Source organism: Streptomyces sp. NPDC000134 (assembly GCF_042899225.1).
Lineage (GTDB): Bacteria > Actinomycetota > Actinomycetes > Streptomycetales > Streptomycetaceae > Streptomyces.
Genome location: NZ_JBIAZN010000013.1, coordinates 31,329 through 53,630 on the forward strand (window position 1 = coordinate 31,329; position 22,302 = coordinate 53,630).

General features: G+C 71.7%; 23 protein-coding genes and 1 riboswitch. Of the genes, 18 read left to right on the forward strand and 5 right to left on the reverse strand.

Going from position 1 to position 22,302, the window contains the following annotated elements; translation table 11 throughout:
* Nucleotide 1: 1 nt before the first annotated feature.
* Together gcvH and gcvT are read right to left on the reverse strand one after the other, a co-directional pair.
* Nucleotides 2–379, reverse strand: a complete 378-nt coding sequence (gcvH, locus tag ACFY32_RS20520; protein ID WP_390674909.1) for a glycine cleavage system protein GcvH — start codon at nucleotides 377–379, stop codon at nucleotides 2–4.
* 112 nt (nucleotides 380–491) lie between these two features.
* On the reverse strand, nucleotides 492–1,610 hold the full coding sequence (gcvT, locus tag ACFY32_RS20525) for a glycine cleavage system aminomethyltransferase GcvT (protein ID WP_359193801.1): 1,119 nt from the start codon (nucleotides 1,608–1,610) through the stop codon (nucleotides 492–494).
* A 148-nt stretch (nucleotides 1,611–1,758) separates the two neighbouring features.
* A riboswitch (glycine riboswitch) is annotated at nucleotides 1,759–1,854 on the reverse strand.
* A 180-nt stretch (nucleotides 1,855–2,034) separates the two neighbouring features.
* On the opposite strand from gcvT, the gene ACFY32_RS20530 reads away from it, so the two are divergent.
* The 10 genes from ACFY32_RS20530 (at nucleotide 2,035) to ACFY32_RS20575 (ending at nucleotide 12,785) form a co-directional block, all read left to right on the forward strand.
* Nucleotides 2,035–2,700, forward strand: coding sequence for an AAA family ATPase (locus tag ACFY32_RS20530; RefSeq protein ID WP_359193798.1), 666 nt, complete (start codon nucleotides 2,035–2,037; stop codon nucleotides 2,698–2,700).
* 71 nt (nucleotides 2,701–2,771) lie between these two features.
* Nucleotides 2,772–3,563: an enhanced serine sensitivity protein SseB gene (locus ACFY32_RS20535; protein WP_359193796.1), complete on the forward strand. Its 792-nt coding sequence runs from the start codon at nucleotides 2,772–2,774 to the stop codon at nucleotides 3,561–3,563.
* Between the two features lie 149 nt (nucleotides 3,564–3,712).
* The gene (locus ACFY32_RS20540; protein WP_359193910.1) at nucleotides 3,713–4,468 is read left to right on the forward strand and encodes an enhanced serine sensitivity protein SseB C-terminal domain-containing protein; all 756 of its coding nucleotides are present in this window, start codon (nucleotides 3,713–3,715) and stop codon (nucleotides 4,466–4,468) included.
* A gap of 311 nt (nucleotides 4,469–4,779) precedes the next feature.
* Nucleotides 4,780–5,787: an ABC transporter permease gene (locus tag ACFY32_RS20545; protein WP_359193793.1), complete on the forward strand. Its 1,008-nt coding sequence runs from the start codon at nucleotides 4,780–4,782 to the stop codon at nucleotides 5,785–5,787.
* A 71-nt stretch (nucleotides 5,788–5,858) separates the two neighbouring features.
* Nucleotides 5,859–7,655 (forward strand): ABC transporter substrate-binding protein, encoded by a 1,797-nt coding sequence (locus ACFY32_RS20550; protein ID WP_390674910.1) that lies wholly within the window; start codon nucleotides 5,859–5,861, stop codon nucleotides 7,653–7,655.
* A 108-nt stretch (nucleotides 7,656–7,763) separates the two neighbouring features.
* On the forward strand, nucleotides 7,764–8,762 hold the full coding sequence (locus tag ACFY32_RS20555; RefSeq protein WP_359193787.1) for an ABC transporter permease: 999 nt from the start codon (nucleotides 7,764–7,766) through the stop codon (nucleotides 8,760–8,762).
* On the forward strand, nucleotides 8,759–9,856 hold the full coding sequence (locus ACFY32_RS20560) for an ABC transporter ATP-binding protein (protein WP_359193784.1): 1,098 nt from the start codon (nucleotides 8,759–8,761) through the stop codon (nucleotides 9,854–9,856). Before ACFY32_RS20555 ends, ACFY32_RS20560 begins: the two co-directional genes overlap by 4 nt.
* Nucleotides 9,857–9,879: 23 nt before the next feature.
* On the forward strand, nucleotides 9,880–11,130 hold the full coding sequence (locus ACFY32_RS20565; RefSeq protein ID WP_390674911.1) for an ABC transporter ATP-binding protein: 1,251 nt from the start codon (nucleotides 9,880–9,882) through the stop codon (nucleotides 11,128–11,130).
* Between the two features lie 69 nt (nucleotides 11,131–11,199).
* Nucleotides 11,200–11,859 (forward strand): trimeric intracellular cation channel family protein, encoded by a 660-nt coding sequence (locus ACFY32_RS20570; RefSeq protein WP_359193778.1) that lies wholly within the window; start codon nucleotides 11,200–11,202, stop codon nucleotides 11,857–11,859.
* 65 nt (nucleotides 11,860–11,924) lie between these two features.
* On the forward strand, nucleotides 11,925–12,785 hold the full coding sequence (locus ACFY32_RS20575; RefSeq protein ID WP_359193775.1) for a thioesterase family protein: 861 nt from the start codon (nucleotides 11,925–11,927) through the stop codon (nucleotides 12,783–12,785).
* Nucleotides 12,786–12,847: 62 nt separating this feature from the next.
* Here ACFY32_RS20575 and ACFY32_RS20580 read toward each other — a convergent pair whose 3' ends face one another.
* Nucleotides 12,848–13,474, reverse strand: coding sequence for a TetR family transcriptional regulator (locus ACFY32_RS20580; protein WP_359193772.1), 627 nt, complete (start codon nucleotides 13,472–13,474; stop codon nucleotides 12,848–12,850).
* Nucleotides 13,475–13,588: 114 nt separating this feature from the next.
* On the opposite strand from ACFY32_RS20580, the gene ACFY32_RS20585 reads away from it, so the two are divergent.
* Genes ACFY32_RS20585 through ACFY32_RS20595 form a run of 3 tightly spaced genes read left to right on the forward strand, consistent with a single transcriptional unit; the run spans nucleotide 13,589 to nucleotide 15,276 of the window.
* Nucleotides 13,589–13,753: a hypothetical protein gene (locus ACFY32_RS20585; protein ID WP_359193769.1), complete on the forward strand. Its 165-nt coding sequence runs from the start codon at nucleotides 13,589–13,591 to the stop codon at nucleotides 13,751–13,753.
* A gap of 32 nt (nucleotides 13,754–13,785) precedes the next feature.
* A complete protein-coding gene (locus tag ACFY32_RS20590) occupies nucleotides 13,786–14,052 on the forward strand; it encodes a DUF4190 domain-containing protein (protein ID WP_359193767.1) in 267 nt (88 codons plus the stop codon).
* 60 nt (nucleotides 14,053–14,112) lie between these two features.
* Nucleotides 14,113–15,276, forward strand: coding sequence for a cysteine desulfurase family protein (locus ACFY32_RS20595; RefSeq protein ID WP_359193764.1), 1,164 nt, complete (start codon nucleotides 14,113–14,115; stop codon nucleotides 15,274–15,276).
* 3 nt (nucleotides 15,277–15,279) lie between these two features.
* Here the strand turns inward: ACFY32_RS20595 and ACFY32_RS20600 are convergent, their stop codons facing one another.
* Complete coding sequence (locus ACFY32_RS20600) at nucleotides 15,280–15,993, reverse strand: N-acetylmuramoyl-L-alanine amidase (protein WP_359193908.1); 714 nt, start codon at nucleotides 15,991–15,993, stop codon at nucleotides 15,280–15,282.
* Between the two features lie 60 nt (nucleotides 15,994–16,053).
* Between ACFY32_RS20600 and mnmA the strand changes: the two genes are divergently transcribed.
* Nucleotides 16,054–17,184: a tRNA 2-thiouridine(34) synthase MnmA gene (gene mnmA, locus ACFY32_RS20605; RefSeq protein WP_390674912.1), complete on the forward strand. Its 1,131-nt coding sequence runs from the start codon at nucleotides 16,054–16,056 to the stop codon at nucleotides 17,182–17,184.
* Between the two features lie 15 nt (nucleotides 17,185–17,199).
* Here the strand turns inward: mnmA and ACFY32_RS20610 are convergent, their stop codons facing one another.
* Complete coding sequence (locus ACFY32_RS20610; protein ID WP_359193905.1) at nucleotides 17,200–17,523, reverse strand: DUF427 domain-containing protein; 324 nt, start codon at nucleotides 17,521–17,523, stop codon at nucleotides 17,200–17,202.
* A 97-nt stretch (nucleotides 17,524–17,620) separates the two neighbouring features.
* Between ACFY32_RS20610 and ACFY32_RS20615 the strand changes: the two genes are divergently transcribed.
* Genes ACFY32_RS20615 through ligA form a run of 4 tightly spaced genes read left to right on the forward strand, consistent with a single transcriptional unit; the run spans nucleotide 17,621 to nucleotide 22,127 of the window.
* Nucleotides 17,621–18,160, forward strand: a complete 540-nt coding sequence (locus ACFY32_RS20615) for a TIGR00730 family Rossman fold protein (protein ID WP_359193758.1) — start codon at nucleotides 17,621–17,623, stop codon at nucleotides 18,158–18,160.
* A 17-nt stretch (nucleotides 18,161–18,177) separates the two neighbouring features.
* Entirely contained in the window at nucleotides 18,178–18,876 is a 699-nt protein-coding gene (locus ACFY32_RS20620; protein ID WP_359193755.1) for an SDR family oxidoreductase, read from the forward strand.
* A gap of 31 nt (nucleotides 18,877–18,907) precedes the next feature.
* Nucleotides 18,908–19,915, forward strand: a complete 1,008-nt coding sequence (locus ACFY32_RS20625) for a methionine synthase (RefSeq protein ID WP_390674913.1) — start codon at nucleotides 18,908–18,910, stop codon at nucleotides 19,913–19,915.
* Between the two features lie 16 nt (nucleotides 19,916–19,931).
* On the forward strand, nucleotides 19,932–22,127 hold the full coding sequence (gene ligA / locus ACFY32_RS20630; protein WP_390674914.1) for an NAD-dependent DNA ligase LigA: 2,196 nt from the start codon (nucleotides 19,932–19,934) through the stop codon (nucleotides 22,125–22,127).
* The last annotated feature ends 175 nt before the right edge of the window (nucleotides 22,128–22,302 follow it).

Here is a 22,302-nt window from a genome sequence, read left to right on the forward strand (position 1 = left end):
CTCAGCCTGCCGAGAAGGCGGTGTACTCGTCGGCGGAGAGCAGGTCGCCGGGTTCGTCCGCGACCCGCACCTTGAACAGCCAGCCGCCCTCGAAGGGCGCCGAGTTGACCAGCGACGGGTCGTCGACGACGTCCTCGTTGACCTCGGTGACCTCACCGGAGACGGGGGAGTACAGGTCGGAGACGGACTTGGTCGACTCCAGCTCGCCGCAGGTCTCGCCCGCGGTCACGGTCGCGCCGACCTCCGGGAGCTGCACGAAGACGACGTCGCCGAGCGCGTTGGCCGCGTGCTCGGTGATGCCGACCGCCGACACGCCGTCCTCGGCGGTCGACAGCCACTCGTGCTCCTTGCTGTAACGAAGCTGCTGGGGGTTGCTCATGGCCTGAATTCTCCTGTATGCGGGGGTGTGCTGGTGCATGCGGGACCGGTGGGACCGCTGGTGAGCAGGGCGGATGTGCCCAGGGTCACGTGCGAGGGCCCGGGGGCGGTGGCTACTTCCGGCGCCGGTAGAACGGCAGTGCGACGACCTCGTACGGCTCGTGGGTGCCCCGGATGTCGACGGCCACCCCCGGCGTCCCGGGTGCCGCGTGCGCCGCGTCGACGTACGCCATCGCGATCGGCCTGCCCAGGGTGGGGGAGGGGGCGCCGGAGGTGACCTCGCCGATCACCTCGCCGCCGGCCACCACCGCGTACCCGGCGCGCGGGACCCGGCGGCCCTCGGCGATCAGGCCGACCAGGACGCGCGGGGGGTTCCGCTCGGCGCGGGCGGCGGCCTCGGCGAGCGCCGCGCGGCCCACGAAGCCGCCCTCCTTGTCGAACTTGACCACCCGGCCGAGCCCGGCGTCGAACGGCGTCAGGGCGGTGGTCAGCTCGTGCCCGTACAGCGGCATCCCCGCCTCCAGGCGGAGGGTGTCCCGGCAGGACAGGCCGCAGGGGACCAGCCCGGCCGAGGCGCCCGCCTCGGTCAGCGCCTGCCACAGCTTCCCGGCGTCGGCGGGGTCGACGAACAGCTCGAAGCCGTCCTCGCCGGTGTAGCCGGTCCGGGCGATCAGCGCGGAGACGCCGGCGACGGTGCCGGGCAGACCGGCGTAGTACTTCAGCCCGTCCAGGTCGGCGTCGGTGAGCGAGGCGAGGATGCCGGGGGAGGCGGGGCCCTGCACGGCGAGCAGCGCGTAGGCGTCCCGGTCGTCGCGGACCTCGGCGTCGAAGCCGGCGGCGCGCTCGGTCAGGGCGTCCAGCACCACCTGGGCGTTGGCGGCGTTGGCGACCACCAGGTACTCGGCCTCGGCGAGCCGGTAGACGATCAGGTCGTCGAGGATGCCGCCGTCCTCGCGGCAGATCATGGTGTAGCGGGCGCGGCCGGGCTTCACCCCGCCGATGTCGCCGACCAGCGCGTGGTCCAGCAGCGCGGCGGCGCCGGGGCCGGTGACCGCGATCTCGCCCATGTGCGACAGGTCGAAGAGGCCGGCGGTGGTCCGTACGGCCTGGTGCTCGTCGCGCTCGGAGCCGTAGCGCAGCGGCATGTCCCAGCCGGCGAAGTCGGTCATGGTCGCGCCGAGCGCGCGGTGCACGGCGTCCAGCGCGGTGCGGCGGGGTTCGGTACTGCTCATCGGTCGGTCGTCTCCCAGGACAGGACGGCAGGGCGAGGAAGGTCCTCCCCATCTGTCATCGGGACCTGAGAGGTTCGCCGTGACCGCGCGGCGGTCAGGACTTGCACCTTGGGTGGGGCCGCCGGGGCGGCCCGCTTTTCAGATGTGCCTCGCCCGCGCGGTGACGGGGCCTGAGAGATTCAAGGGAGGGACTTGCTCCTTCGGCGCCCCGGTCGGTGACCGGGGACTCTCCCGCGCGGGTTCGAACGGCCGGTATGCAGTTGGCGCGCACATCATTGCACGACCGGTCGGACTCTGGCAGACCGTGATCTGTAACCGGCTTGTGGCAGTAAGCGCACGAAAATTCGAGACACCCCGCATTACCTTCTCTTTACACTCGACGGGGATGGGAACTCGTGAACCGCCCCAGGGGAGGACGATCACGGTGAACAGGACCACGGCGTACGCCGCCACCACGGGTCTCGCGCTGCCCGAGCAGCCCGTCGGCCCGGCCCGCGAGGCGCGCGCCCCGCTGCCCGCGTCCACCGTCCGCGACCTGCGCGAGCGGTCCGGACGCGGTCCGCACGCCCTGCTGTTCGGCCCCCGCGACCTCGCCGTGGTCACCGGGCTGCCCGGCAGCGGCAAGTCCACGCTGATGCGGCGCACCGTGCGCGGCCGCCGCGTGGACTCCCAGGACACCCGCGACCGCTGGGACGCGCGGATGCCCCGCCTCCTGCCGTACGCGGTCTACCGCCCGCTCGTCCGGCTCGCCCACTACGCCGGGCTGCGCCGCGCCCTGCGCTCCGGCGAGGGCGTCGTGGTGCACGACTGCGGCACCCAGGCGTGGGTCCGCCGCTGGCTGGCCCGCGAGGCGCGGCGCCGGGGCGGCACCCTGCACCTGCTGCTGCTCGACGTCGACCCCGAGCAGGCCCTGGCGGGACAGCGCGAGCGCGGCCGGGGCGTCTCCGGGTACGCGTTCTCGCGGCACCGCGCGGCCGGCGCCCGTCTGCTGCGCTCGGTGGAGCGGGGCGCGCTGCCGGCCGGCGTGCGCGTGGTCCTGCTCGACCGGGCGGCGGCCGACGCCCTGCACCGGATCGGGTTCACGGGCTGACCGGCCGCGGGCGCGGCCGTACGGGTTAGCCTTTTCAGCCACATCAGCGGTTCCACACAGGCGGTAGGCAGATGGACTTCCCGGCGGGCTTCTCCGCGGACTTCCCGGCGCAGGCGCATCCCCACCCGCACGGCGGTTGGCCCGGCAACGAGCTGGAGGAGGTGCTGTCCGCCTCCCTCGGCGTGCCCGGCGCCGGCGGCCGGATCGTCGAGGTCCTCGGCCGCAGCTTCGTCTGGGTCCCGCTGCCCGGCGGCGGCGGCCCGCACAGCGGTCCCCTGGACCTGCCCACACTGGAGATCGAGGGACAGGCGTACGTCCCGGTGTTCAGCTCCGAGGAGCAGTTCCGGCAGGTCGTCGGCGCGCACATGGGGTACGCCATCGCCCCCGCCGCGGAGTTCGCCCGCGGTCTGCCGCCGCAGGTCGGCATCGCCGTCAACCCGGACGGGCTGGTCGGCATACCCCTGCCGCCGCCCGCCGTCGCCGAGCTGTGCCGCGCCGGACGGACCCCGCTGGACGGGCCCGCGAGCGGCGGCCGGGTCCGCCTGTCCGAGCCCGACTGGCAGGACGACCCGGTCGACTTCCTCGCCGCCGCCGCCGCGGAGTTCGCCGCCCTCGGCGTGGTCCGCACCGCCCGCCGCTGCCTGGCCGTCGTCGAGACCGCCGACCCCGTGATGTTCGTCGGCGTCGAACTCGCCCACTGGGAGGGCGACGCCCGCGCCCTCCCCCTCGAAGCCCTCGGCCGGGCCCTCACCACGGCCCCGCCCCCCTGGCCGGTCAACCTGGTCCTCCTGGAGGCGGCCCAGGACCCGGTCTGCGACTGGATGCGGGAAAGGGTCCGCCCGTTCTACACGAGGGACGTCTGAGCGCCGTCCCCGCGCACCCGCACGGCACGCACACGCACGACCCCCCTGACCGCCGGTGGCCTTAAGCTAGGTTCACTCGGTCGAGGCGTTGTACAGAGGGGCGATACAAAGTGAGCGCTGGTACCGCCGCAGCCGGGCAGGTGGAGCACATGCTGCGCCAGGTGACCCCCGGGCGCTACGACGCCTACGAGTCGCTGCTGCGCGCCCTCGCGAGCCCGGCCTCCGGCCAGGTCTGGATGCTGCTCTGGCACGGCCAGGCCGGCTCCCCCGACGCCCAGTACGCGACGATGGAGGTCGAGGGGCACGCGTACGCGCCCTGTGTCACCTCCGCCCAGGAGCTGTCCGCCAGCGGCTGGAACCGCGCGTACGAGGTGGTCGACGGCCTGGAGGTGGCCCGCGCCCTCTACCCCGACCGCTACGGCCTGTGGCTCAACCCGCACGCCCCCGGCGGCGGCGTCGGCATCCCCTGGCTCGACCTGCGCCGGATCGCCACCGGCCTGGACCGCCAGCCCGCGGGACCGCTCAGGCTGTCCGAACCGGCCATCGAGATCCCGCAGTTCTACGCCCTGCTCGCGCAGAACGCCCACCGCACCCCGGCCGTCCGCTCGCTGCGCCGCGCCTGGGTGCAGCCGGCGCTCGGCGCGCCCTACCTCGCCATCGGCCTGGACGTGTACGACACCACCCCGCCGTCCGTCGCCGCGGTGCGGGCGATGATGCAGAGTTCGGTCGGCGCGGTGCCGGACGGGCTGCCGGTGTCCACCGTGGCGATGTCCGACGCGCTCGACCCGGTCGCGATGTGGCTGCGCGCCCACGCCCGGCCGTTCTACGACCGCGAGGCGCACGCGGCCCCCGCCCAGGCTCCCGCCGCCGGGTACGGCTACCCTCCGGCAGGCGACCGGTACTGAGAGTGGAACGATCCGTTCCGGTGTCCGGGGGAGCCGATCTTCGCGCGTAGATGAGGCCGGAAGCGCCTCCTCTGTCCCTGATGTCCCAACTCGTCCGCGTCCGGCCCCCGTTACCCACTGTCCGGATAACGGAAATCCTCAAACAGCATCACGGTTGCGCATCCATTCACCGCCAAGTCTGGCAACTGATCGCCAAAGCGTTGAAGACTCCCGCAACAAGGGACGTTCGTCCCTGTGTACGACGGACTGATCACGCCGCTACAGCGGCAAGTGCGGGCCGGCTACCGCCGGTTGAGAGGGGTCCCTGCCAGATGACGGCACCATTGCACGAGCCGACCGCGGAAGCGGCCCCGAGTGCTGCCGAGGAAGCGGCGGTTGCCGGCGCCGGGAGCAAGGCGGTTCAGGGTCGTTCCCTGGGCCGAATTGCCTGGGAGCGCCTGAAAAGGGACAAGCTCGCCCTGACGGGCGGCGTCGTGGTGCTTGTCCTGATCGCGATCGCGCTGCTCGCGCCGCTGATCACCCACCTCGTCGGGCAGGACCCCGAGGCGCACCACGAGGACCTGATCGACCCGCTGTTCGGCACCCCCATCGGCTCGCTGGGCGGCATCAGCGGCGACCACCTGCTCGGCGTCGAGCCGGTCAGCGGCCGCGACATCTTCTCCCGCATCGTCTACGGGGCCCGGATCTCGCTGCTGGTCGGCTTCCTGTCCGCGATCGTCGCCGTGGTCATCGGCACCGTCCTGGGCATCCTGGCCGGCTTCTTCGGCGGCTGGGTCGACTCCCTCATCAGCCGGATCATGGACGGCCTGCTGGCCTTCCCGCAGTTGCTGTTCATCATCGCGCTGGTCTCCGTGATGCCGAACGAGATGCTCGGCCTCACCGGCACCGGCGTGCGCCTGTTCGTGATGATCCTGGTCATCGGATTCTTCGGCTGGCCCTACATCGGCCGTGTGGTACGCGGCCAGACACTCTCGATGCGCGAGCGCGAGTACGTCGAGGCGGCCCGTTCGCTGGGCGCGGGGCGGTTCTACATCCTGTTCAAGGAACTGCTGCCCAACCTGGTCGCGCCGATCATCGTCTACACGACGATGATGATCCCCACCAACATCCTCACCGAGGCGGCACTCAGCTTCCTGGGCGTGGGCGTCAAGCCGCCCACCGCCTCCTGGGGGCAGATGCTTTCGAGCGCGATCGACTACTACGACTCGGACCCCATGTACATGGTGATCCCGGGCGTGGCGATCTTCATCACCGTTCTTGCCTTCAACCTCTTCGGCGACGGCGTGCGTGACGCGCTGGACCCGAAGGGCTCCCGCTGAACTGCCGTACCGCACAAGTGTCCCGTGGCACCTGCACGGGGTCTCTCATCTAATCCGGAGGATCCGAGATCGTGACTACCCAACGCACCTCAGGGCGGCGCAAGCAGGCTTTGGCCGCTGCCGCAGTGGTCGCCGCGCTGCTGACCACGGCGGCGTGCGGCGGCGGCGGTGACAGCGACAACGGGGGTTCGAAGAACGGCGCGGCCGGCTTCGACGCCGCGAACAACAAGGTCGCCCAGGCCTCCGAGGCCAAGAAGGGCGGCGAGCTGAAGTTCGCCAGCGCCCAGGACGCCGACTCGTGGGACACCACGCGCGGCTACTACGGCTTCATGTGGAACTTCTCCCGCTACTACTCGCGGCAGCTCGTCACGAACGCCACCGAGCCCGGCAAGGCCGGCGCCGGCGTGACCCCCGACCTCGCCACCGGGCTGGCCAAGGTCTCGGACGACGGCAAGACCTACACGTACACCCTGCGTGACGGCGTCACCTGGGAGGACGGCAAGCCGATCACCTCCAAGGACATCAAGTACGGCATCGAGCGCGTCTGGGCGCAGGACGTGCTGTCCGGCGGCCCGACGTACCTCAAGGAGGTGCTCGACCCCAAGGGCGAGTACCAGGGTCCGTACAAGGACAAGTCCAAGGACAAGCTGGGTCTGAAGGCGATCGAGACGCCGGACGACAAGACCATCGTCTTCAAGCTGCCGAAGGCCAACTCGGACTTCGAGGAGATGCTGGCGCTCACCTCCGCCTCCCCGGTCCGCCAGGACAAGGACACCAAGTCCAAGTACGGCCTGCACCCGTTCTCCTCGGGCCCGTACAAGTTCGAGTCGTACAGCCCGGGTAAGGACCTCAAGCTGGTCCGCAACACCGAGTGGAAGCAGGAGTCGGACCCGATCCGCAAGGCGTACCCGGACAAGATCTCCATCAAGTTCTTCTCCAACGCCAACGACCTGGACGCCCGTCTGATCGCCGGTGACTACGACCTGGACCTGGCCCAGACCGGTATGTCGCCGCAGGGCCGCACCACCGCCCTCAAGCAGCACAAGGGCAACCTGGACAACCCGGTCTCCGGCTACATCCGCTACGCCGTCTTCCCGCAGAGCGTGAAGCCGTTCGACAACGAGCACTGCCGCAAGGCCGTGATCTACGGCGCCGACCACGTCTCCCTGCAGACCGCACGCGGCGGCCCGGTGGCCGGCGGTGACATCGGCACCAACATGCTCCCGCCGTCCGTCCCGGGCTCCGAGGGCCAGAAGTACGACCCGTACGGCCTGGCCGGCGAGAACAAGAGCGGCAACGTCGCCAAGGCCAAGGAAGAGCTGAAGGCCTGCGGCCAGCCCAACGGCTTCAAGACCACCATCGCGGTCCGCAACAACAAGCCGGTCGAGGTGGCCACCGCCGAGTCGCTCCAGGCCTCGCTGAAGAAGGTCGGCATCACGGTCGACATCGACCAGTACGACGGTGCGCAGACCCCCGGCATCATCGGCAGCCCCTCGAACGTGAAGAAGAAGGGCTACGGCATCATCATCATGGGCTGGGGCCCGGACTTCCCGTCCGTCCAGGGCTACGGTCTGCCGCTGTGGCACAGCGACTACATCCTCGACAGCGGTAACAACAACTACGCGCTGATCAAGGACAAGGCGATCGACGGCCTGTTCGACGACTACGTCAACACGCTCGACGACGCCGGCAAGGCCGAGATCGCCACGGAGATCAACCACAAGGTGATGGAGGGCGGCTACTACCTGCCCTTCGTCTTCGAGAAGTTCCTCAACTGGCGCTCCAGCCGCCTGGCGAACGTCTACACGACCGACGGTTACAGCGGTATGTACGACTTCGTCAACCTCGGTCTGAAGTCCACGAAGTAACCGGCACACCCGCCGTACGGCACGAAAGGCAGGTGAAGGCCGGCGCGGCGTGAGCGTGGGCCGCCGGACGACCTCCGGCGGCCCGCCCTCCGCGGCGGGCCGTTAGCTGTGCTCGCTTACCTCATCAGGCGGTTGTTCGCCGCCGCTGTGATGCTCGTGGTCATCGTCATGGTGGTCTTCAGCATCTTCTTCCTGATCCCCAAGTGGGCAGGCGTCGACATCGCCACGAGCTTCGTGGGCAAGCAGGCCGACCCCTCCTCGGTGAAGGCCGTGGCGGAGAAACTGGGTCTCAACGACCCGATCTACGCCCAGGTCTGGGAGTTCTTCAAGGGCATCTTCGTGGGCCGGACCTACTCGGCCGGCGGCGATGTCACGGACTGCGCCGCGCCGTGCTTCGGCTACTCCTTCCGCAGCGAGCAGGCCATCTGGCCGGTGCTCACCGACCGCTTCCCGGTGACCCTGGGTCTGGCGCTCGGTGCCGCCGTGCTGTGGCTGATCTTCGGTCTCGCCGCGGGCGTGCTCTCCGCACTCAAGCGGGGCACCCTGTGGGACCGCGGCGCGATGGTCGTCGCCCTCGCCGGTGTCTCCCTGCCCATCTACTTCACCGGCCTGCTGAGCCTCGCGATCTTCTCCTACGGACTCGGCTGGCTGGACGCCCAGTACGTGCCCCTGGAGGACAGCTTCACCGGCTGGCTCGGCGGCATGATCCTCCCCTGGATCACCCTGGCGTTCCTGTACGCGGCGATGTACGCCCGGATCACCCGCGCGACCATGATGGAGATCCTCGGCGAGGACTACATCCGCACCGCACGCGCCAAGGGCCTGCGGGAGAGCGTGGTCATCCGCAAGCACGCCATGCGCTCCACGATGACGCCCATCCTCACCATGCTCGGCATGGACCTCGGCGCCCTCATCGGCGGCGCTATCCTGACCGAGACCACGTTCAGCCTGCCCGGCCTCGGCCAGGCGGTGCTCAACGCGATCAAGAACCAGGACCTGCCCGTCATCCTGGGCGTCACCCTGATCACATCTCTCGCGGTGCTCATCGCCAACCTCGTGGTGGACGTCCTGTACGCCGTGATCGACCCCCGAGTGAGGCTCACATGACCGAACTCAGCAAGAGCGGTGCCGCCGTGGGCGAGCCCACCGGCACCTCTCCCGCCCCGACCGCCTTCCTGGAGGTCCGCGACCTCAAGGTGCACTTCCCGACCGACGACGGCCTGGTCAAGTCCGTCGACGGGCTCAGCTTCCAGTTGGAGAAGGGCAAGACCCTCGGCATCGTGGGCGAGTCGGGCTCCGGCAAGTCGGTGACCTCGCTGGGCATCATGGGCCTGCACACCGCCGGGCAGTACGGCCGGCGCAAGGCGCGGCTCTCCGGCGAGATCTGGCTGGACGGCACCGAGCTGCTCTCCGCCGACCCCGACGAGGTGCGCAAGCTGCGCGGCCGGCAGATGGCGATGATCTTCCAGGACCCGCTGTCCGCGCTGCACCCGTACTACACGATCGGCCAGCAGATCGTGGAGGCGTACCGCATCCACCACGACGTGGACAAGAAGACGGCCAAGCGCCGCGCGGTGGAGATGCTCGACCGGGTCGGCATCCCGCAGCCGGACAAGCGGGTGGACAGCTACCCGCACGAGTTCTCCGGCGGTATGCGCCAGCGCGCGATGATCGCGATGTCGCTGGTCAACAACCCCGAGCTGCTCATCGCGGACGAGCCGACCACCGCCCTGGACGTGACCGTCCAGGCGCAGATCCTGGACCTGATCCGGGACCTGCAGAAGGAGTTCGGCTCGGCGGTCATCGTCATCACCCACGACCTGGGCGTCGTCGCCGAACTCGCCGACGACCTGCTGGTGATGTACGGCGGGCGCTGCGTCGAGCGCGGTCCGGCGGAGAAGGTGTTCTACGAGCCCCGCCACCCCTACACCTGGGGCCTGCTCGGCTCGATGCCGCGGCTCGACCGCGACCAGCAGGAGCGCCTGATCCCGGTCAAGGGCTCGCCGCCCTCCCTCATCAACGTCCCGTCCGGCTGCGCCTTCAACCCGCGCTGCCCGTACGCCGACGTGCCCAAGGACAACGTCACCCGCACGGTCCGCCCCGAGCTGACCGAGGTCGGCAGCAAGCACTGGGCCGCCTGCCACATGTCGCAGGAGCAGCGGGAGCGTATCTGGACCGAAGAGATTGCGCCGAAGCTGTGAGCGAGAACCCCAAGGACGCAGCAGTGACCATCCCCGCGCAGAGCGCAGGCACCGTGGTCACCAAGGCCGACCCCGCACCCGGTGAGACCCTGCTGAAGGTGACCGGGCTGCAGAAGCACTTCCCGATCAAGAAGGGTCTGCTCCAGCGGCAGGTCGGCGCGGTCCGCGCGGTCGACGGCCTCGACTTCGAGGTCCGCTCCGGCGAGACCCTCGGCGTGGTCGGCGAGTCCGGCTGCGGCAAGTCGACCATGGGCCGGCTGATCACCCGGCTGCTGGAACCCACGGCCGGCAAGGTCGAGTTCGAGGGCAAGGACATCACCCACCTCGGGGTCGGCGGGATGCGTCCGCTGCGCCGCGACGTCCAGATGATCTTCCAGGACCCGTACTCGTCGCTGAACCCGCGCCACACCATCGGCACCATCATCGGCGCCCCCTTCAAGCTCCAGGGCGTCGAGCCCGAGGGCGGCGTCAAGAAGGAGGTGCAGCGGCTGCTGTCGGTGGTCGGGCTCAACCCCGAGCACTACAACCGCTACCCGCACGAGTTCTCCGGCGGTCAGCGCCAGCGCATCGGCATCGCCCGCGCGCTCGCGCTCAACCCCAAGCTGGTGGTGGCCGACGAGCCGGTCTCCGCGCTCGACGTGTCCATCCAGGCGCAGGTCGTCAACCTCCTCGACGACCTCCAGCAGGAGCTGGGCCTGACGTACGTGATCATCGCGCACGACCTGTCGGTCGTCCGGCACGTCTCGGACCGGATCGCGGTGATGTACCTCGGCAAGATCGTGGAGCTGGCCGACCGCGACCTGCTCTACAAGACGCCGATGCACCCGTACACCAAGGCGCTGATGTCGGCGGTGCCGATCCCGGACCCGGCGCGCAAGTCGGCCAAGAGCGAGCGCATCCTGCTCAAGGGCGACGTGCCCTCGCCGATCTCGCCGCCCAGCGGCTGCCGCTTCCACACCCGGTGCTGGAAGGCGACGGAGATCTGCCGGACCGTCGAGCCGCCGCTGCTGGAGCTGCGCCCGGGGCAGCAGGTGGCCTGCCACCACCCGGAGAACTTCGCGGACCAGGCCCCGCAGGACACCGTCCTGCTCTCCGACGCCAGGGAGGCGGCGGAGCTGGTCTCCGAGGAGGCCCTCGCACAGTCGGCGGCGACCTCGGCGGCGGTGGCCGCGGAGGTGGGGGCGACGGGGGAGCCGGCCGAGGCCGGCACTCCCGAGGCGTCCGGGACGCCCGAGGCGTCCGCCGATGAGGAGCCTCCCGCCAAGGAGAAGTGACCCGCACCCCCGGCGGGCCCCCGACCTCCCTCGCGGGGCGGGGGCCCGCCGGCAGGTGAGAATGACCGGGTGTACGAGGAACTCTTCAGCCCCACCGTCCAGCACACGCTCGATCTGATCGGCATCTTCGTCTTCGCCATCTCCGGCGCGCTGCTGGCCGTCCGCAAGAACTTCGACGTCTTCGGCATCGCCGTCCTCGCCGAGGTCACCGCGCTGGGCGGCGGGCTGTTCCGGGACCTGATCATCGGCGCCGTACCGCCCGCCGCCTTCACGGACCTCGGGTACTTCCTCACCCCGCTGCTCGCCGCGCTGCTGGTCTTCTTCCTGCACCCGCACGTCGAGCGCCTCCAGACCGGCGTCAACATCTTCGACGCGGCGGGCCTCGGCCTGTTCTGCGTCGCGGGCACCACCAAGGCGTACGACTACGGGCTCGGCCTCACCGCCTCCGCCTGCCTCGGGATGGCCACGGCGGTCGGCGGCGGCGTCCTGCGCGACGTGCTCGCCAACGAGGTGCCGTCGCTGCTGCGCTGGGACCGCGACCTGTACGCCGTCCCGGCCATCGTCGGCGCCGCCATGGTCGCGCTGTGCATCCGCTTCGACACCCTCACCCCGCTCACCAGCGCCACCGCGGTGGTCACCGCCTTCCTGCTGCGGCTGCTGGCGATGCGCTACCACTGGCGGGCGCCCCGGGCGTGGAACCGGCGCTCGACGGTGCAGGAGGCGGAGTAGCGGGTCCGCCCGGCCCGGACCCAAAAAAGCTACCGCTCAGTAGTCTCCTGTTGTACTGTGCAGCCATGCCTGAAGCAGCCTCCGCCCCGGTCACGCCGGCCACGGCCGGCGACAGCGAGTTCGACCGGGACACCGCCGTCACCCGACGCGCCCCGGGCGTGTACGACATCGGCCTCTCCGCGGGCTGGACCGTCTTCGGCGCCGTCAACGGCGGATACCTGCTGGCCGTCCTCGGCCGCGCGCTCGCGGACGCCCTGCCGCATCCGGACCCGTTCTCCGTCACGGCGCACTACCTGACGGCCTCCCGGCCGGGCCCCGCGGTGGTGCGCACCGAGGCGGTCCGCACCGGCCGCACCCTCTCCACCGGCCAGGCGTCCCTCCTGCAGTACGACGACGAGGGCAACGAGGTCGAGCGCATCCGCGTCCTGGCCTCCTACGGCGACCTGGGCGCGCTGCCCGACGACGTCCGTACGACGGCGAAGCCGCCCGCGCTGCCGCCCCTGGAGCGGTGCTTCGGCCCCGGGGACGGACCCAGCCCCGTCGACAGCGGCTCGGCCATCGCCGACCGGCTGATGATCAAGCTGGACCCGGACACCCTGGGCTGGGCGCTCGGCCAGCCCTCCGGCAAGGGGGAGATGCGGGCCTGGTTCGGGCTCGCCGACGGCCGTGACGCCGACCCGTTCTCGCTGCTCCTCGCGGTGGACGCGCTGCCCCCGACCGCCTTCGAGATGGGGCTGTCCGGCTGGGTCCCGACGGTCGAGCTGACCGTGCACGTGCGCTGCCGCCCGGCGCCCGGCCCGCTGCGCGTGGCGGTCACCACCCGCAACCTGGCCGGCGGCTTCCTGGAGGAGGACGCCGAGGTCTGGGACAGCGCCGACCGCCTGGTCGCCCAGTCCCGCCAACTGGCCCGCGTACGACTGGCCTGACGCCCTCACTGACGCCCTGACGCCCTGACGCGCCGACGCCCGCCGTCCGGCCGCCGGGGGCGTCAGTCCAGCCAGTGGCGGCGGCCGAGGGTGATCAGGCGCAGCCGGCGGGTCGCGGTCTCGGCGACCCGCCGCCGCTCCTCCTCCGTACCCTCCAGGGCCTCCAGGAACTGCGACCCCGTGCTCAGCATCTGGTCGACGTAGAGGCCCGCCAGCATCAGCAGATCGTCGTCGTGCCAGCCCGCCGACTGCGGGTCCTTGGCCAGTTCGGCCCGCACCTCCTCGGCGAACCGGGCGAGTTGCTCCCGTATCGCCGCGCGCACCGGCTGCACCCCGCCGTGCCGCTCACGGGCGATGAACCGCACGTGCGACGGGTACTCGCCGACATGCGAGGCGATCAACTCCACCGCGCGGGCGATGCGTTCCTCCGCGTCCTCGCCCGGGGACACCGTCGTGCGGATCATCGGGTGCAGGCTGCCCAGCGCCTCCTCGACCAGCGCCACGCCGAGGTCGGCCGTGGACCGGAAGTGCCGGTAGAAGGCCGTGGGGGCGACGCCCACCGCCCGGGTGACCTCGCGCAGCCCCAGGCTGCTCAGGCTCTGCTCCTCCAGCAGCTCCAGCGCCGCGTCCAGCAGTGCCTGCCGGGTCCTGCGCTTCTGTGCCTGCCGGGCGCCGAGGGTGTGACTCATGCCATGCAGTCAACAACTGTTCTCCGAAATTGAAAAGCCATGGCGCGCGCTAGAGTGGGAACTCAGTGAACAACTGTAACTACAAGCGTTCACCGAATCTGGGGGAGGGACTCCATGCTGTTCCTGGTCGCCGCACTGCTCCTGCTCGGCCTCGTCCTGGGCACCGTCGCCCACGCGCCGCCGGGCTTCACCCTCGCCGCCGCCGCCGTCATCGCCGTCTGGCTCGCCGTCTTCGCGCTGCGCGAGCGGCACGGCCGCCGCCGCGACTCCGCCCACTGACGCCCCGACCGACGCCCAGCAGGGAGAACACCATGCGGCTCACCGCACCGGCCGCCCGCCGCACCGGCGCCCGGGACACCGACGGCATGGCCGTCGCCGCCTTCGTCCTGGGCCTGCTCGGCCTGCTCGTCCTCAACGTCGTCCTGGGCCCCGTCGCCATCGCGCTGGCCTCCCTCGCCCTGTGGCGCGGCACCGCCCGCCGCGGCCGGGCCCTGCTCGGCCTCGGTCTGGGCATCGCCGACCTGGTGGTCCTGGTGGCGTTCATGTCCGCCGACAGCACCCTCTCGTGGAGCCTGTGACCGGGGCGGCTGCGATCCCTCCGAGGGGACGCGCGGGCGCCCCGTAGAATCGGGCGCACCATGGCATACCTCGACCACGCCGCGACCACCCCGATGCTTCCCGAGGCAGTCGAGGCACTCACCGCGCACCTGGGCGTCACGGGCAACGCCTCCTCCCTGCACGCCTCCGGCCGCCGCGCCCGGCGTACGGTCGAGGAGGCCCGGGAGACGCTCGCCGAGGCCCTCGGCGCCCGCCCCAGCGAGGTGGTCCTCACCTCCGGCGGCACCGAGGCCGACAACCTCGCCGTCAAGGGCCTGTACTGGGCCCGCCGCGACGCCGACCCGGCCCGCACCCGGGTGCTGGCCAGCCCCGTCGAGCACCACGCCGTCCTCGACGCCGTGCACTGGCTCGGCGAGCACGAGGGCGCCACCGTCGAGTACCTGCCCGTCGACGCCCACGGCCGGGTCCACCCCGAGGCGCTGCGCGAGGCCATCGCCCGCGACCCCTCCGACGTCGCCCTCGCCACCGTCATGTGGGCCAACAACGAGATCGGCACCGTCATGCCGGTGCGCGGACTCGCCGACGTGGCCGCCGAGTTCGGCGTCCCGCTGCACGCCGACGCGGTGCAGGCCGTCGGTCAGCTCCCGGTGGACTTCGCCGCCTCCGGGCTCGCCGCGATGACGGTCTCCAGCCACAAGATCGGCGGCCCGTACGGCATCGGCGCGCTGCTGCTGGGCCGCGAGTACACCCCCGTGCCCGTGCTGCACGGCGGCGGCCAGGAACGGCACGTCCGCTCCGGCACCCTCGACGTCCCCGCCGTCGCCTCCTTCGCCGTCGCCGGACGGCTCGCCGCCGGGCAGCGCGAGTGGTTCGCCCGCGAGATCGGCGCCCTGCGCGACGAACTGGTCCGGGCGGTGCGGACGGCGGTGCCGGACGCGATCCTCGGCGGCGACCCCGTGGACCGGCTCCCGGCCAACGCCCACTTCACCTTCCCCGGCTGCGAGGGCGACTCGCTGCTGCTCCTGCTCGACGCCCAGGGCATCGAGTGCTCCACCGGCTCCGCCTGCACCGCGGGCGTCGCCCAGCCCAGCCACGTGCTGCTGGCCACCGGCACCGACCCCGACCTGGCCCGCGGCACCCTGCGCTTCTCGCTCGGCCACACCTCCACCGAGTCCGACGTCGAGGCCGTCGCCAAGGCCATCGGCCCCGCCGTGGAACGGGCGCGGGCGGCCGGACTGACGTAACCGCTAGGTGCTGCTCCGGCCCGAAGGGCTCGGCGTGCCCGTGGCCCCGGTGGTCGCCGCCCGGCGGACCAGCTTCATATAGCGGGGCCAGTCCCAGTACGGGCCCGGGTCGGTGTGGTCGGTGCCCGGGACCTCCACGTGGCCGATGATGTGCTCGCGGTCGACGGGTATCCCGTAACGCGCGCAGATGCCCGCCGTGAGGCGCGCGGAGGCCGCGTACATCGCGTCCGTGAAGTCCTGCGGGCGGTCCACGAAGCCCTCGTGCTCGATGCCCACACTGCGCTCGTTGTACGCGCGGTCGCCCGCGTGGTAGGCGACGTCCAGCTCGCGGATCATCTGCGTGATCCGGCCGTCCTGGCCCACGACGTAGTGCGCGGCGGCCTGGTGCCCAGGGTCCTGGAAGGCCCGGACCGCGCTGGCGAAGCTGCCCTGCGTGACATGGACCACGACCATGTCTATGCCGTAGTCCTCGGGCCGGTCCGCGCGCCGCCAGTTCGCCTCCGACGCCGCCACCCAGCGGGCGCCCCGGTAGTCGACCGCGCCCTCCTCGCGGGGCCGGTCGATGCCCGGGGCGCGCCACCACAGGCGGCCCAGCTCGTCCCGGGCCAGCACCGCCGTGCCGACGGCCGCCGCCGCGCCGCCGACGAGCAGCGCGCGCCGGCCGATGCGCCGGTCGCCGTCCCTGGACCCGCTCGCGGATCGGCCGTTCGCCTCCATGTGGTCGAGAACGCTTGCGCGCGGGTCCTGGTTCCCGGTCACCCGTACCCTGGAGGGGTTATGACTGACACCTCGCAGCGCATCCGTCCCCTCCGCGTCCTCGCCGCCATGTCGGGCGGCGTCGACTCCGCCGTAGCCGCCGCCCGCGCGGCCGAGGCGGGACACGACGTCACCGGCGTCCACCTCGCGCTCTCCGCCGACCCGCAATCGTTCCGCACGGGCGCGCGGGGCTGCTGCACCATCGAGGACTCGCGCGACGCCCGCCGCGCGGCGGACGTCATCGGCATCCCGTTCTACGTCTGGGACCTCGCCGACCGCTTCCGCGAGGACGTCGTGGAGGACTTCGTCGAGGAGTACCGGGCCGGCCGCACCCCCAACCCGTGCCTGCGCTGCAACGAGAAGATCAAGTTCGCCGCGCTCCTGGACAAGGCCCTCGCCCTGGGCTTCGACGCGGTGTGCACCGGCCACTACGCCAAGGTGCTCGTCCGCGAGGACGGCACCCGGGAACTGCACCGCGCCTCCGACCTGGCCAAGGACCAGTCCTACGTCCTCGGCGTCCTGGACGACCGCCAGCTCGCCCACGCGATGTTCCCGCTCGGCGACACCGTCACCACCAAGGACGAGATCCGCGCGGAGGCCGAGCGGCGCGGCCTGGCCGTCGCCAAGAAGCCCGACTCGCACGACATCTGCTTCATCGCCGACGGCGACACCCAGGGCTTCCTGGCGAACCGGCTGGGCAAGGCCGAGGGCGACATCGTCGACGAGTCCGGGAACCGGCTCGGCACCCACGAGGGCGCGTACGGCTTCACCATCGGCCAGCGCAAGGGCCTGCGCATCGGCACCCCCGCCCCCGACGGCAAGCCGCGCTACGTCCTGGACATCTCCCCGGTGACCAACACGGTGACCGTCGGCCCCGCGGACGCCCTGGACGTCACCGCCCTGAGCGCGGTCAAGCCCCGCTGGTGCGGCGCGGCCCCCGCCGGCCCCGGCGGCTACACCGCCCAGTTGCGCGCCCACGGCGACGAGACCGAGGTGACCGCCGAACTGGTCGACGGCCGCCTGGAGGTCACCTTCGCCGAGCCGGTCCGCGGCGTCGCCCCCGGCCAGGCGATCGTCCTGTACGACGGCACGCGCGTGGTGGGCTCGGCGACGATCGCCGCCACGGTCCGGGCGACGGCCGGGGCGGTCTGACCCGGTCCGCGCCGGTCAGGAGACCTCCACCTCGTAGAAGCACAGGTGGTCCTTGATCTCCCGGACCTCCGGCTTGGGGTCCGGGTACGCCCACACCGCGTCCGCCGCGTCCGGCAGCGACCAGTAGGCCGCGTCGCCCTTGTACGGGCAGTGGGTGGTCGTGGCGGACGGGGCCAGCAGGTCCGTGCGCACGTCCTGCGGCGGGATGTAGTAGCGGTCGGGACAGCCCGTCTCCCGCAGCAGCAGGGCCTCGTCGCTCTCCGCGAGCGTCCGCTCGCCGTGCCGCACGCGCACGTGCCGGTCGCTGGGCTCGACGGTGATCCGGTGCAGTGTCACGATCGCCTCCTGGGTCGGCGCTGTTCTCTACCGGTTCTCCAGTGCAGCGCTGATGGAACCGGAGTTCTTCCCCGCCGGGCCCGCCCGTACGGTGGAAACCATGAACATCTGCGTCTTCCTCTCCGCCGCCGACCTCGACGAGCGCTACACGCGCCCCGCCCGGGAGTTCGCCGAACTGCTCGGCAGGGGCGGGCACACGCTCGTCTGGGGCGGTTCGGACGTCGGCCTGATGAAGGTGGTCGCCGACGGCGTGCAGGAGGCCGGAGGACGCCTCCTGGGCGTCTCCGTGGAGTTCCTGGCCGACCGGGCCCGCAAGGGCGTCGAGCAGATGGTGATCGCCCCCGACCTGGCCGAGCGCAAGCGGCTGCTGCTGGAGCACGCCGACGCCGTGGTCGTCATGGTGGGCGGCACCGGCACGCTGGACGAGGCCACCGAGATCCTGGAGCTGAAGAAGCACGGCCACACCGACAAGCCGGTCGTCCTGCTGAACTCCGCGGGCTTCTACGACGGCCTCAAGGAGCAGTTCCGCCGCATGGAGGACGAGGGCTTCCTGCCCCGGCCCCTGACCGAGCTGGTGTTCTTCGCCGAGGAGCCGGTCGGCGCGCTGGCCTACCTGGAGGAGAGCCGGGGCATCGTCTGACCGGCGGTGATGCGAGCATGGCGGGCATGGCTACCCATGTGATCACCGGCGCCGGCTCCGGCATCGGCGCGGCCGTCGCCCGCCGCCTGCACGAGCGCGGGGACGACCTCGTCCTGCACGCACGCGACGCGGGCCGCGCCAAGGAACTGGCCGCCCGGTTCCCCGGCGCCCGCACCCTCGTCGGCGACCTCGCCGCCCCCGACAAGCTGTCCTGGGCGCTCTCCCACCAGAGCCCCCCGGACCGGGTGGACTCCCTGCTGCACATCGCCGGCGTCGTGGACCTCGGCCCGGTCGGCGAGCTGACCCCCAGGACCTGGCGCCACCAGCTCGACGTCAACCTGATCGCGCCCGCCGAGCTGACCCGGCTGCTGCTGCCCCAGCTCCGCGCCGCCCAGGGCCACGTGATCTTCGTCAACTCCGGCTCCGGACTGGCCGCGCACGCCGAGTGGGCCGCGTACGCCGCCTCCAAGCACGGCCTGAAGGCGCTCGCCGACTCCCTGCGCCAGGAGGAGCACGGCAACGGCGTCCGGGTCACCTCCGTCTACCCCGGCCGCACCGCCAGCCCCATGCAGGCCAAGGTGCACCAGCAGGAGGGCAAGGAGTACGACGCCGCCCGGTGGATCGACCCCGAGTCGGTCGCCACGGCACTCCTGATGGCCCTGGACCTGCCCCGGGACGCCGAGGTCAACGACCTGACGGTGCGCCCTGGGCGGTGAGCGCCGCGGGCCCGTTCCGTAGGCTGTTGCGGTGAGCGAGAACAGCGAGACCAGGTTCGGTGCCGCCACCGGCGTCGGGTCCATGCCGGGCCAGGACGCCCGGGAGGCCGTCAAGGCCGTCACCGGCACCTTCGAGGACTTCCCGTACCTGCCCGAGCTGCCCGCCCGCGGCCCCGGCGCCGACATGATCGGGCGGACCGCGGGGATGCTCGTGGAGCTGTACGCGCACGTGGAGCCCAGCGGATGGCGGCTCGGCGACCGGCCGGGCCGCGACACCCGGCGGGCCCGGTCCTGGCTCCGGCAGGACCTCGACGCCCTGGAGGAGTTCACCCAGGGCTTCACCGGGCCGCTGAAGGTGCAGGCCGTCGGCCCCTGGACGCTCGCCGCCGCCCTGGAACTGCGCGGCGGCGAGGCCGTCCTGTCCGACGCCGGAGCCGTCCGCGACCTCGCCGCCTCCCTCGCCGAGGGCCTGCGCCTGCACCTCGCCGAGGTCGCCCGCCGCGTGCCCGGCGCCACCGTCGTGCTCCAGCTCGACGAGCCGTCCCTCACCGCCGTACTGCGCGGACAGGTCCGCACCGCCAGCGGCTACCGCACCCACCGGGCGGTCGACCGGCAGATCGTGGAGGCCACCCTGCGGGACGTCCTCGGGACGCACGGCGGCGGCCCGGCCGTCGTCCACTCGTGCGCGCCGGACGTCCCCTTCGCCCTGCTGCGCCGGGCCGGGGCGCACGGCATCTCCTTCGACTTCTCCCTCCTCACGGAGCGTGACGACGAGGTGATCGGGGAAGCGGTGGAGGGCGGCACCCGGCTGTTCGCCGGTGTCGTGCCGACCGCCGAGGGCCCGTTGTCAGACCCTGCCGGTAGCGTCATGGGTGTCAGGACGCTGTGGCGCAGGCTGGGGCTGCATCCGGGGCTTCTCGCGGACGCGGTCACGGTGACTCCGGCGTGCGGACTCGCGGGCGCGTCCCCCGAGTACGCGCGGCGGGCGCTCGCCCACTGCGTCCGGGCGGCGAGATCCCTCGCGGACGACCCAGAGTAACGGGAGGACATACACGGTGGCCGGCGACCAGCAAGCGGAGACGACGAGCGTGCCCGCCGAGGCACGGGAGAAGCACCTGCGGCTCGCGGAGCAGATCGAGGAGCACCGCTTCCGGTACTACGTGAAGGACGCCCCCGTCGTCAGCGACGCGGACTTCGACCGGCTGCTGCGCTCCCTGGAGGCGCTGGAGGAGGAGTACCCGCCGCTGCGCACCCCGGACTCGCCGACCCAGAAGGTCGCCGGTTCCTACGAGACGGAGTTCACCGCCGTCGAGCACCGCTCCCGCATGCTCTCCCTGGACAACACGTTCAACGACGACGAACTGGCCGCCTGGGTGGAGCGCATCCACAAGGAGCTGGGCGAGCAGGAGTTCCACTTCCTGTGCGAGCTGAAGGTCGACGGCCTCGCCGTCAACCTCACCTACGAGCACGGCCGGCTGGTCCGCGCCGCCACCCGCGGCGACGGCCGCACCGGCGAGGACATCACGCCCAACGTGCGCACCATCGCCGAGATCCCCGAGCGCCTGACCGGCGACGAGGTCCCCGACCTGGTGGAGATCCGCGGCGAGGTCTACTTCCCGATGGAGAAGTTCGACGAGCTGAACAAGCGCCTGACGGAGGCCGGCGACAAGCCCTTCGCCAACCCGCGCAACGCGGCGGCCGGTTCGCTGCGCCAGAAGGACCCCCGGGTCACCGCCACCCGCCCGCTGCACATGGTCGTGCACGGCATCGGCGCCCTGGAGGGCTACACGGGCATGACCCGGCTCTCCCAGGCGTACGACCTGCTGAAGAACTGGGGCCTGCCCACCTCCGCGCACAACCGGGTGGTCGACGACCTCGCGGGCGTCCGCGAGTTCATCGCCCACTACGGCGAGCACCGGCACTCGGTGGAGCACGAGATCGACGGCGTCGTCGTCAAGCTCGACGAGATCCGCCTCCAGGGCCGCCTCGGCTCCACCGCCCGCGCCCCCCGCTGGGCCATCGCCTACAAGTACGCGCCCGAAGAGGTGAACACCAAGCTCATCGACATCAAGGTCGGCGTCGGCCGCACCGGCCGGGTCACGCCGTACGCGCAGGTCGAGCCGGTCACCGTGGCCGGCAGCGAGGTGGAGTTCGCCACCCTGCACAACCAGGAGGTCGTCAAGGCCAAGGGCGTCCTCATCGGCGACACCGTGGTGCTGCGCAAGGCCGGTGACGTCATCCCGGAGATCCTCGGCCCGGTCGCCGACCTGCGGGACGGCAGCGAGCGGGAGTTCGTGATGCCGGCCGAGTGCCCGGAGTGCGGGACGCCGCTGAAGGCCATGAAGGAGGGCGACATCGACCTCCGCTGCCCCAACGCCCGTGCCTGCCCCGCCCAGTTGCGGGAGCGGGTCGCCTACCTGGCCGGCCGGGAGTGCCTGGACATCGAGCACTTCGGGGGCGTCGCCGCGGCGGCCCTGACCCGGCCGCTGGAGCCGTCCGACCCGCCGCTGGTCGACGAGGGCGACCTGTTCGACCTCACGGTGGAGAAGCTGCTGCCCATCAAGGCGTACGTCCTCGACCCGGACAGCGGTCTGCCCAAGCGCGACCCCAGGACCGGCGAGGAGAAGATCGTCACGGTCTTCGCCAACCAGAAGGGCGAACCCAAGAAGAACACCCTCGCCCTGCTGCGGAACATCGAGGAGGCCAAGAGCCGCCCGCTCGCCCGCTTCCTCAACGGACTCTCCATCCGGCACGTCGGACCCGTGGCCGCGCGGGAACTCGCCCGCCAGTTCCGCTCGGTGGAGAGAATCGAGCAGGCGTCCGAGGAGGAGCTGGCCAACACCGACGGTGTCGGGCCGATCATCGCCGCCTCCCTCAAGGAGTGGTTCGCCGAGGAGTGGCACCGCGAGATCGTCCGCAAGTGGAGGGCGGCCGGCGTCCCCCTGGAGGACCGCGGCACCGGCGAGGACGAGGGACCGGGCCCCCTCGACGGACTCACCGTCGTCGTCACCGGAACGCTGGAGCGCTTCACCCGGGACGGCGCCAAGGAGGCCCTGCAGAGCCGCGGCGCGAAGGTGACCGGTTCGGTGTCGAAGAAGACCTCGTTCGTCGTCGTGGGTGACAACCCCGGTTCCAAGTACGACAAGGCGATGCAACTGAAGGTTCCGGTTCTTGACGAGGACGGATTCGACATCCTGCTCGAACAAGGACCCGAAGCCGCGACCGGCGCCGCGCTTCCGGCCGAAGAATAGTCAAGGAACAGCCGGCGAACAGCGGTTGAAGACTACCCGTTCGGCGCATATCAGTTGCATACGGGTGGCTGGGTCGCATTCGGGCGACCGTCGACGACCGGGGCCCGTGAAAGCCGTCTGCGGCCTACTGTTGAGATGTGCGCCTGCCGTGCCCATTCGCGGCCGGGGCATCCCC